This is a genomic window from Streptomyces sp. NPDC043896, from assembly GCF_056435605.1.
This window is the reverse complement of the sequence record NZ_JBWKEE010000018.1, coordinates 171,456-181,683: the sequence shown is the minus strand read 5'-3', so window position 1 is coordinate 181,683 and position 10,228 is coordinate 171,456. Positions and strand designations below refer to the sequence as shown.

Sequence of the window (10,228 nt, the reverse complement as noted above, 5' to 3'; positions counted from 1 at the left end):
GATGGGACTGACGGGAAACCCCCAGCACCTCCCTGAGACGGCCCGAGGGGGTCCCGCCCCCTGGCCACCCACCCGCACCCGGGGGCGGGTGGGCAGCCGCCGCCCCGCCCCGGGGGGTCGAGGGGGAGATGGCGGGCCCGGGCCCCGCCCCCCGAAGGAGACGGGGCCCGGCCCCACACCCCCCACCCCACAAGCCCCGCAGGCCTCAGCCCTGCGCCGCGCCTGCCGCCGCGTCCGCCGTCTGGGCCTTCAGGGCGCGCTCGACGCCCGAGCGGGACTCCGACACCAGGCGGCGCAGCGCGGCGTTCGGCTCGGCCGACGCCAGCCAGGCGTCCGTCGCGTCCAGGGTCGCCTGCGACACCTGGAGCGACGGGTACAGGCCCACCGCGATCTGCTGCGCGATCTCGTGGCTGCGGCTGTCCCAGATGCCCTTGACCACCGCGAAGAACTTCTCCGTGTACGGCGCGAGCAGCTCCCGCTGGTCGGTCTGGACGAAGCCGCCGATGACGGCCTCCTGCACCGCGTTCGGCAGGTCGCCCGAGTCCACCACCGAGGCCCAGGCCTGCGCCTTGGCCTCCGCCGTCGGCCGGGCGGCACGCGCCGTCGCCGCGTGGCGCTCGCCGGCGGCCGTCGCGTCCCGCTCCAGCTCCGCCGCGATCGCCGCCTCGTCGGCGCGGCCCGTCGCCGCCAGGCGCTCCAGGAACGCCCACCGCAGCTCGGTGTCCACGACGAGTCCCTCGATCTCCGCCGAGCCGTCCAGCAGTGCCGCCAGGTACGTCAGCTGGTCCTCGGTACGGGCCGTCGCCGCGAAGGCGCGCGCCCACGCCAGCTGGTGGTCGCTGCCCGCCTCGGCCGCGCGCAGGTGTTCCAGCGTGGCCTCGGTCCACACCTTCAGGCCCTGGTCCCGCCACGCCGGGTCGGCGTACAGGTCGACGGCCAGCTTCACCTGGCGGTGCAGGGACTGCACCACGCCGATGTCCGACTCCTTGCCGATGCCGGACAGCACCAGCGCCAGGTAGTCGCGCGTCGCCAGCTCGCCGTCGCGCGTCATGTCCCACGCCGAGGCCCAGCACAGCGCCCGCGGCAGCGACTCGGTGAAGTCGCCCAGGTGGGCGGTGACGTTGGCCAGCGAGACCTCGTCCAGGCGCACCTTGGCGTACGACAGGTCGTCGTCGTTGAGCAGTACGACCGCCGGACGGGTCCGGCCCGCCAGCTCCGGCACCGCCGTCAGCTCGCCGTCGATGTCCAGCTCGATCCGGTCCGTACGGACGAGCTTGCCGTCCTGGAGCTCGTACAGGCCGATCGCGATGCGGTGCGGCCGCAGCACCGGCTCGCCCTTGGCGCCGGCCGGCAGCGCCGGGGCTTCCTGGCGGACGGCGAACGACGAGATCAGGCCGGCCGCGTCCGTCTCGATCTCCGGCCGCAGCACGTTGATGCCGGCGGTCTCCAGCCACGCCTTCGACCAGGCGGTCAGGTCGCGGCCGGAGGTCTCCTCCAGGGCGCCCAGCAGGTCCGAGAGGCGCGTGTTGCCGAAGGCGTGCGCCTTGAAGTACGCCTGCACGCCCTTGAAGAAGGCCTCCATGCCGACGTACGCGACCAGCTGCTTGAGCACCGAGGCGCCCTTGGCGTACGTGATGCCGTCGAAGTTGACCAGGACGTCGTCCAGGTCACGGATGTCGGCCATGATCGGGTGCGTGGACGGCAGCTGGTCCTGCCGGTACGCCCACGTCTTCATGGAGTTCGCGAACGTGGTCCACGCGTGCGGCCACTTCGAGCCCTCGGCGTAGGCCTGGCAGGCGATGGAGGTGTAGGTGGCGAACGACTCGTTCAGCCACAGGTCGTTCCACCACTCCATGGTGACGAGGTCGCCGAACCACATGTGGGCGAGCTCGTGCAGGATGGTCTCGGCGCGCACCTCGTACGCCGCGTCCGTCACCTTGGAGCGGAAGACGTACTGGTCGCGGATGGTGACCGCGCCCGCGTTCTCCATCGCGCCCGCGTTGAACTCCGGCACGAAGAGCTGGTCGTACTTCGCGAACGGGTAGTCGTACGCGAACTTCTCCTGGAACCAGTCGAAGCCCTGCCGGGTCACGTCGAAGATGGCGTCGGCGTCGAGGAACTCGGCCAGCGAGGGGCGGCAGTAGATGCCGAGCGGGACGGACTGCCCGTCCTTGCCCTCGTAGGACGAGTGCACCGCGTGGTACGGGCCGACGATCAGGGCGGTGATGTACGAGGAGATGCGCGGGGTCGGCTCGAAGGCCCACACCCGGTCCTTGGGCTCCGGGGTCGGGGAGTTCGAGATGACCGTCCAGCCTTCGGGGGCCGTCACGGTGAACTGGAACGTCGCCTTCAGGTCGGGCTGCTCGAAGCTGGCGAAGACCCGCCGCGCGTCCGGCACCTCGAACTGGGTGTACAGGTACGCCTGCTCGTCGACCGGGTCGACGAAGCGGTGCAGGCCCTCGCCGGTGTTGGTGTAGGCGCAGTCGGCGACGACACGGAGCTCGTTGGCCCCGGCGGCCAGGTGGTCCAGCGCGATCCGCGAGTCGCGGAAGACGGCGGCCACGTCCAGCGACTTGCCGTTCAGGACGACCTCGTGCACGGCCGGCGCGACCAGGTCGATGAAGGTACCGGCGCCTGCCTTGGCCGACTGGAAGCGCACGGTGGTCACGGACGGGAAGGTGCCGCCCTCCTGCGCGCCGCTGAGATCGAGTTCGATCTCGTACGAGTCGACGGTGAGCAGCTTCGCCCGCTGCTGAGCCTCTTCACGGGTGAGATTCGTGCCAGGCACGCGGTCATCTCCTTTGATGGTGACGTTGCCCCGCCATCCTTCCACGCGGGCCGCGCCGCCGTGCGGGACTAATCCAGAGGCGAACACGAGGTCCGGTTCCCGCCCGACCCGGTGGGGCACGCCGCGCACCCCGGCCCCGTGTCCGCGGCGCCGTGCGCGCCGGCCCGGCCGCCGCGCACGGCTGCTTCCCCTTCGAGGTCCGCGGGCCCTGACACGCCGGAGGGGCGGCGCCGTGACGGCACCGCCCCTCCGTTCACCGTGCGGGGGTCAGCCGCGCAGCTCCTCGGCCACGAGCTCCGCGATCTGGACGGCGTTCAGCGCGGCGCCCTTGCGGAGGTTGTCGTTGGAGAGGAAGAGCGCGAGGCCGTTGTCGACCGTCTCGTCCACGCGGATGCGGCCCACGTACGAGGCGTCCTTGCCGGCGGCCTGGAGGGGGGTCGGGATCTCGGACAGCTCGACGCCCGGGGCGTCCTTCAGCAGCTCGTAGGCGCGCTCGACGCTGATGGGGCGCTCGAAGCGGGCGTTGACCTGGAGGGAGTGGCCGGAGAAGACGGGGACGCGCACGCAGGTGCCCGAGACCTTGAGCTCCGGGATCTCCAGGATCTTGCGGGACTCGTTGCGGAGCTTCTGCTCCTCGTCGGTCTCGAAGGAGCCGTCGTCGACGATGGAGCCGGCCAGCGGCAGCACGTTGAAGGCGATGGAGCGCTTGTAGACGCCCGGCTCGGGGAACTCGACGGCCTCGCCGTCGTGGACCAGCCTGGTCGCCTCGGCGGCCACGGCCTTGACCTGGCCGTCGAGCTCGGCGACGCCGGCCAGGCCGGAGCCGGAGACGGCCTGGTAGGTGGTGGCGATGAGGGCGGTGAGCCCCGCCTCCTCGTGGAGGGGGCGCAGCACCGGCATGGCGGCCATGGTGGTGCAGTTCGGGTTCGCGATGATGCCCTTGGGGCGGTTCTTGATCGCGTGCGGGTTGACCTCGGACACCACGAGGGGCACCTCGGGGTCCTTGCGCCAGGCGGAGGAGTTGTCGATCACGACGGCGCCCTGGGAGGCGACCTTCTCGGCGAGGGCCTTGGAGGTGGCGCCGCCGGCGGAGAAGAGCACGATGTCCAGGCCGGAGTAGTCGGCCGTGGAGGCGTCCTCGATGGTGATCTCCCGGCCCTGCCACTCGATGGTCGAGCCCGCGGAACGGGCCGAGGCGAACAGCCGCAGCTCGTCGACGGGGAACTTGCGCTCGGCGAGGATGCCGCGCATGACTCCGCCGACCTGTCCGGTGGCTCCGACGATTCCGACCCTCACGGTGACTCCTTCAATACGGGGACGCGGGCGCGCGTGAAGCCATCATGCGTTCGAACCCACGAGGCTTGTCCAATCCATTGTCCGAGGTGCGGACAGTGTCGGAGGCGTGAACTCCCGTGACGAGTGCGTGACGGCCGTGTCACGGGACCCTCAAACGTCCGTTTTGCCTGGTCAAAGCCGGTTAGCTTCCGGTTCAGCCGTGATCGTTATCCGGACGCGGCGCACCAGAAACCGAAACAGCCCATCCGGGGGGAAGACCACCATGCGGAACGTCCGCCACCACCGCCGGTCCATACCGGCCCTCGCCGCCCTCGCGGCGGCCACCGTCGCCGCGCCCGTGCTGCTGACCGCGAGCCCGGCCGTGGCCCACCCGCGCGAGGGCCGGCTGGCCCAGGAGCTGGTGGAGGAGGTCACCGCGCGCGGGGCCTACCGCCACCTGGCGAAGTTCCAGCAGGTCGCGGACGCCAACGGCGGCAACCGGGCGGCGGGCACGCCGGGCCACGCCGCCTCGGCCGCCTACGTCCACGACACGCTGAAGAAGGCCGGCTACGACGTCTCGTACCAGGACTTCGACATCTACGAGGCGCACACGAAGACGGAGAAGGCCACCGTCCTCGGCGACCAGCCGCGCGAGCTGGCCACGGCCGCCTTCACCTTCACCAAGTCCACCCCGGCCGAGGGCCTGACGGCCGCGCTCGCCCTCGCCCGGGTCGACGAGACCCCCGGCTGCACCGCCGACGACTACCCGGCCGGTACCTTCACCGGGAAGATCGCCTTGGTCAAGCGGGGTGCCTGCACCTTCGTGGAGAAGCAGCGGGCCGCCGCCGCGGCCGGGGCCGCCGGCGTGATCGTCTACAACCACAGCGGCACCACCCCGGTCCGCGGCGGGTTCTCCTCCCCGGCCGAGGGGATCATCCCCAGCGCGGGCATCACCCTGGCCGACGGCGAGGCGCTGACCGCGGCCGTCGCCAAGGGCGAGGTGAAGGTGCGCCTGGACCTGGACCAGGAGCACGAGAAGAAGACGACCCGCAACGTGATCGCCGAGACCCGGGGCGGCCGTGCCGACCGCGTGGTGGCGGTCGGCGCCCACCTGGACTCGGTCCAGGAGGGCCCGGGCATCAACGACAACGGCTCCGGCTCGGCCGGTCTGCTGGAGGTGGCGCTCAAGCTCGCCGACGAGGGCGCCAACAAGAAGAACAAGGGGCCCGCCAACAAGGTCCGCTTCGCCTGGTGGTCGGCGGAGGAGCTGGGCCTGCTGGGCTCGGAGCACTACGTCGCGCAGCTGTCCGACAAGCAGAAGAAGGACATCGCGCTCTACCTCAACTTCGACATGATCGCCTCGCCGAACCCGGCGCAGTTCGTCTACGACGGCGACGACTCGGACAAGACCGGCGCGGGCGCCGGCCCGGCCGGCTCGGCGCAGATCGAGGCGCTGATCAACGGCTTCCTCGACCGGAAGGGCAAGCCGCACGAGGGCACCGACTTCGACGGCCGCTCGGACTACGGCCCGTTCATCGCGAACGGCATCCCGGCGGGCGGCACCTTCACCGGCGCCGAGGGCATCAAGACCCCCGAGCAGGCCAGGCGTTACGGCGGCACGGCGGGCGCGGCGTACGACCCGAACTACCACGGGGCGGGCGACGACCTGAGGAACATCGACCTCAAGGCCTTCGACACCAACCTGGACGTCATCGCGCACGCGGTCGGCACCTACGCCGAGTCGCTGCGCTCGCTGGGCAGGTAGACCGGGCCCGGGGAGGGGGCCGGCGCGGCCGGTGGGGGGAACGGGGAGGGGCGGTGCTCGGCCGAGCACCGCCCCTCCGTCATGCGTTCAGCGGGTCACGCCGTTACGGGGTGACCTTGTCGATCTGCACGCTGCCGGTGCCGGCGGCGGTGCCGCGGGCGTTGAGCAGCTGGACCTGGCCGAAGAACTGCCGGCCCTCGGGGGCGGCGGCGGTGACCAGGACGTTCGCCGAGACCTGCGCGGAGGCGCCGTTGGCGAGGTTGACCGCGGCGGCCTCGTCGACCTGGACGGAGCCCAGGGCGGCCGAGAAGTACACGTCGCGGTAGTCGTACGCGGTGGTTCCGGCCGGGACCGCGTAGCCGATCACCTTGATGGTGTAGGTGCCGGCGGCGGGCTTGACCAGGCTGACGGACTCGTCGGAGTCGCCGTCGGCGGAGGAGCCGACCTTGACGCCGTCCTTGTAGACCTCGAGGTCGAGGTCGGCGGCGGTGTCCGAGGGCTTGGCGATGGCGACGTCCAGGCGGGAGGCGCCCTCACCGACGGTGACCTCGGTGGTCTTGGTCTCGCCGTTGGCGATGGTCGGCCGGTCGACCTTGGCGGAGCCGAGCGGGCCGCCCTGGAGCTTGCCGCCGGAGATGGCCGCCGCGTCGTTCTTCACGGTCCACTGGACCGGCGCCGGGGTGCCCTGCTTGACCTCGGGGAGGACCTTGACGGCCGGGTCGAAGGCCGCGCCGAGGACCGAGACGTCCAGCTTGAACGGGTTGTCGAGGAGCGGCGACGTACGGCGCGACTCGACCTCGATCTCCCAGACGCCCGGCTGCGGGTCGGTGTACGAGCGCAGGTCGGGGCGGCACTGGTTCGCCGGGTTGTCGTAGTTCGGGTAGCACTGCGTGGTCGCGCTGTCCTCGACGCCCGTGCCGTACGGGTGGATCGAGATGAAGCGCGTCTGGCTGCCGGCCGCGAGGCCGCCGAGGGCGACCTCAAGGGTCTTGGCGCCCTGCGGGACGGTCACGAAGTACGACTTGTGGCTGTTGCGCTGCACGGAGGACTTGTCCGACAGCGTGAAGGACGGCTTCGCCAGCGGGGCGGAGGCGACGACCGTGGACAGGATCTGCTTGTCGACGCCCTCGGTGGTGGGGTCGTCGAGCTGCAGGATGCCGCTGTGGACGCCGGCCGACTTGACGTTGGCCTCGACCTTGATGGTGACCGGCTTGTTCAGCGGCAGGGTGACGTAGTCGTAGCCGCCACCGCCGACCACCTTGAAGGTGCCGTCGTTGTTGCGCCAGCTGATGTTGTGCCGGGTGCCGTACTTGACGCCGGTGGTGCGGGTGACCACGACGTCGTAGACCTTCTTCTGGCCGACCTTCAGGCCGCCCTCGCGGTCGTAGAGGCCGGTGCCGAAGCCCGGGGTCTTCAGGAACTGGTCGAGCGCGGTGTCGACGGGGGCCTTGACCGTGAACTCGTTGGCCTTGGCGCCGCGCTGGATGGACTCCCACGCCTGGGGGATGTCGATGAGACCGGCGCCCTGTGCGTGGGCCGGGACGTCGTCGATCTTCTTCGCGGTGCTGGTCAGCGCCACGCGCAGGTTCGCCGGGGAGAGGGCGACCTTCTGCTGCTTGGCCGCCGAGATCAGCAGGGCGCTCGCGCCCGCCGCCTGCGGGGAGGACATCGAGGTGCCCTGGAGCATGCCGTAGCCGGCCGGGAGGCTGTAGCCGGCCTCCTTCACGGGCGCGCCGGGCAGCCAGGTCTGGATGGTGTTGATGGCCGCGCCGGGGGCGGTGATGGTCGGCGTGAACCCGCCGTCCTCACGCGGACCGCGCGAGGAGAAGGGGAACATGTTGTACTTCTTGGCCACGCCGGAGCCGTAGTTGGCGGCCCAGGTCTCCTTGGAGACCGCGGCACCCACGGAGATGACCTTGTCGGCGAGGCTGGGGTCACCGATCGTGTTGACGCCCGGACCCTCGTTGCCCGCCGAGATGACGAGCTGGACACCGTAGGTGTCGATGAGGTTCTTGTAGAGCTCGGAGCGGGCGTTGTTGCCGTCGTTCAGCGCGGGCAGGCCGCCGATCGACATGTTGACGATGTCGACGCCGCGGTTGACGACGAGGTCGATCATGCCCTCGGTCAGCGCGACGTTGGTGCAGCCGCCGGACCAGGAGCAGGCGCGGGAGGAGACGAGCTTGGCGCCCGGCGCCTGGCCGTTCATCTGGCCGCCGAACAGGCCGTTGGCGGCGGTGATGCCGGCGACGTGCGAGCCGTGCTCGGACTCGATGATGCCGATGTTGACGAAGTCGGCCTTCTTGCCGACCCAGTCGCCGCCGAGCGGGTCCATCGGGACGTCCTTGCGGATCTCGATGGTGAACGGGATCCGCTCCGCGACCTCGGTGGCCGGGTTGTCCGTACCGAACCAGCCGATCTGGAAGCCGTCCTTGTACGGCTTCATCGGCTCGTTGTTGGTGAAGTCGCCGTCCTGGTCGGTGTCGACGCGGACGGTGCCGGCGGCCGCGTCGTAGAGCATGCCGAACCGGTCGGTGGTGTCCCCGTCCCGGTTGACGTCGCCCTTCATGTCGCCGTTGGCGGTGATCGACTCGCTGAAGCGGCTCCACTGGAAGCTGCCCTCGGGGGCCTTCCAGCTCTGGCCGCCGGCGGTGAAGGCGCCGCCCGACGGGGTGACCGGGGTGATCTGGGCGCGCCAGGTCCCGTCGTTGTCCGTGATCGGGTCGGTCGCGGTCACCCAGTCGACGATCTTGCGCTCGCCGGTGGTGGTCTTCTGCAGCGCGGGGTGGCTGACGTCGACGCCCGAGTCCATGATGCCGATGGTCACGCCACGGCCGTCGGCCTGCGGGTTCTTCTTGACGAAGTCCACCGAGCCGGTCTCGAACGACGGGTTGTACGGGTTCTTGGCCGGGGTGTTCCCGTCCGGCGCCGGGTAGCTCTCGGCGGCGGTCTTCCTGGCCGAACCGTCCTTGCTCGCCTCGGGGCGCGGGTCCGGGAGCCGGATCTCGTGCCGCAGGTCCATGCCGTGCACGGACTCCAGCTTGGCGGCCGCCTTCAGCGCGGCCTCCGCCTTGTCGGTCGGCAGGGTGGCACGTACGTAGCCGAGCTTGTCGTACGTCTGGCCGATCGAGGCGCCCTGGACGGCGTCGAGCTGGTCGGCGACCTGCTTGGTCTGGCCGGGGGCGGTCGCGACCATGACGGTGACGGTCGCGTCACCCTTGGCCTTGGCCTCCTGGAGCAGTTCGGCGTCCGCCGAACCGAGCTTCTGGTCCGCGGACTTGACCGGGGCGGTCGTCCACGGGTCGTCGCCGGCCGCCGCGAAGGCGGGTACGGCGCCGGTGGCGCAGAGGGCGGCCACCAGGCCCGCGGCCGCCGCGACGCGGGCCGCGCGCCTGGCGCCGGGTATGGCCCCGGTGGTGGAGCTGGGGGAGTCGAGGGTCATCAGCATCCCTGGCTAAGTGAAAGATACGGTCCGGAATTCGGTGCCGGATGACCGGTCAGCTTTGCGCAAGTGACAGCTGTTTGGGGAGGGTTGTTATTGACCGAGACCTGACATGGCGGGTTCCCGCCGCCGCGGGGTTTCCGCCGGTGTGGACATGCCGGGGCAAGCCGGGGCGAGTCGCAGCGCCCGGTGAGTGTATTTATCGACTTTCCGACTGTCTTTCACGGTCGGATCGGAGTTCCGTCTCACGACCGGTGTGACAGTTTTCGACCGTTCAGCGCTCGCGCGTGCGCGCGTAGTGCCGCGAGGCCTTGGCGCGGTTGCCGCAGGCGGCCATGGAGCACCAGCGCCGGGTGCCGTTGCGCGAGGTGTCGTGGAAGTGCAGGACGCAGGTCTCCGAGGCGCACTTGCGGATCCGGTCGGGCGCGGTGGCCAGCAGGCCGAGGTAGTCGCGCGCCGCCGTCCATGCCGGGCCCCAGGAGGGGTCGGCGAACTCGGCCCGCTCGCCCGGGCCTTCGGCGGTGAGGGTGGCGCGGATCCGGCCGTGCTCCAGGACGGAGTCCACCAGGGAGCGGGCGCCCTCGTCGGCGGGGTCCGCCACGGCGCGGGCGATCGCCTCGCGCGCGGTCAGCAGGTGGACCAGGGTCGAGGCGTCGGCGCGGAAGCGGCCGGCCAGGCCGGCGCTCTCCAGCCACAGCGCGAGCCCCTCCACCCGGGTCAGCCCGAAGGCCCCCGCGAAGAGGTCGGCGGGCTCGCCGTCCGCCACCCAGCGCGTGTTCAGCAGGTCGAGGGAGACGGGCTCGCCGGTCAGCGGACGTGGGTCCGTGGTCGGTGCCGTCATGTCCGCCTCCTCGCGTCGCCGCTAACCCCTCAAGAGTACGTGACCGGTTGACGGGCACCGTTCTAACCCTTAATCTCGATTTAGAAGGTTAGAACTCCAGGACCTCTGGAACCTCGGGGA

General features: G+C 71.0%; 5 protein-coding genes. 1 reads left to right on the top strand and 4 read right to left on the bottom strand.

Annotated features, from left to right (window positions below):
* Positions 1-205 precede the first annotated feature (205 nt).
* Both pepN and AC069X_RS25325 read right to left on the bottom strand, forming a co-directional pair.
* Positions 206-2,788, bottom strand: coding sequence for an aminopeptidase N (gene pepN / locus AC069X_RS25330; protein ID WP_478731690.1), 2,583 nt, complete (start codon positions 2,786-2,788; stop codon positions 206-208).
* 267 nt (positions 2,789-3,055) lie between these two features.
* Positions 3,056-4,084, bottom strand: a complete 1,029-nt coding sequence (locus tag AC069X_RS25325) for an aspartate-semialdehyde dehydrogenase (RefSeq protein ID WP_478731688.1) — start codon at positions 4,082-4,084, stop codon at positions 3,056-3,058.
* A 262-nt stretch (positions 4,085-4,346) separates the two neighbouring features.
* Here AC069X_RS25325 and AC069X_RS25320 point away from each other — a divergent pair, with 262 nt between their 5' ends.
* Positions 4,347-5,828, top strand: coding sequence for a M28 family metallopeptidase (locus AC069X_RS25320; protein WP_478731686.1), 1,482 nt, complete (start codon positions 4,347-4,349; stop codon positions 5,826-5,828).
* A 103-nt stretch (positions 5,829-5,931) separates the two neighbouring features.
* Here AC069X_RS25320 and AC069X_RS25315 read toward each other — a convergent pair whose 3' ends face one another.
* Together AC069X_RS25315 and AC069X_RS25310 are read right to left on the bottom strand one after the other, a co-directional pair.
* Positions 5,932-9,267, bottom strand: coding sequence for a S8 family serine peptidase (locus AC069X_RS25315; protein ID WP_478731684.1), 3,336 nt, complete (start codon positions 9,265-9,267; stop codon positions 5,932-5,934).
* 274 nt (positions 9,268-9,541) lie between these two features.
* Positions 9,542-10,108 carry a CGNR zinc finger domain-containing protein gene (locus AC069X_RS25310; RefSeq protein WP_478731682.1) on the bottom strand — a complete coding sequence of 189 codons (567 nt, stop codon included), beginning with the start codon at positions 10,106-10,108 and terminating at the stop codon, positions 9,542-9,544.
* Between the last annotated feature and the right edge of the window lie 120 nt (positions 10,109-10,228).

Excerpts from the sequence above, each read along its gene's own strand:
- AC069X_RS25310 (WP_478731682.1), bottom strand. The coding sequence starts at position 10,108 with ATGACGGCACCGACCACGGACCCACGTCCGCTGACCGGCGAGCCCGTC.
- AC069X_RS25320 (WP_478731686.1), top strand. The coding sequence starts at position 4,347 with ATGCGGAACGTCCGCCACCACCGCCGGTCCATACCGGCCCTCGCCGCC.
- AC069X_RS25315 (WP_478731684.1), bottom strand. The coding sequence starts at position 9,267 with ATGACCCTCGACTCCCCCAGCTCCACCACCGGGGCCATACCCGGCGCC.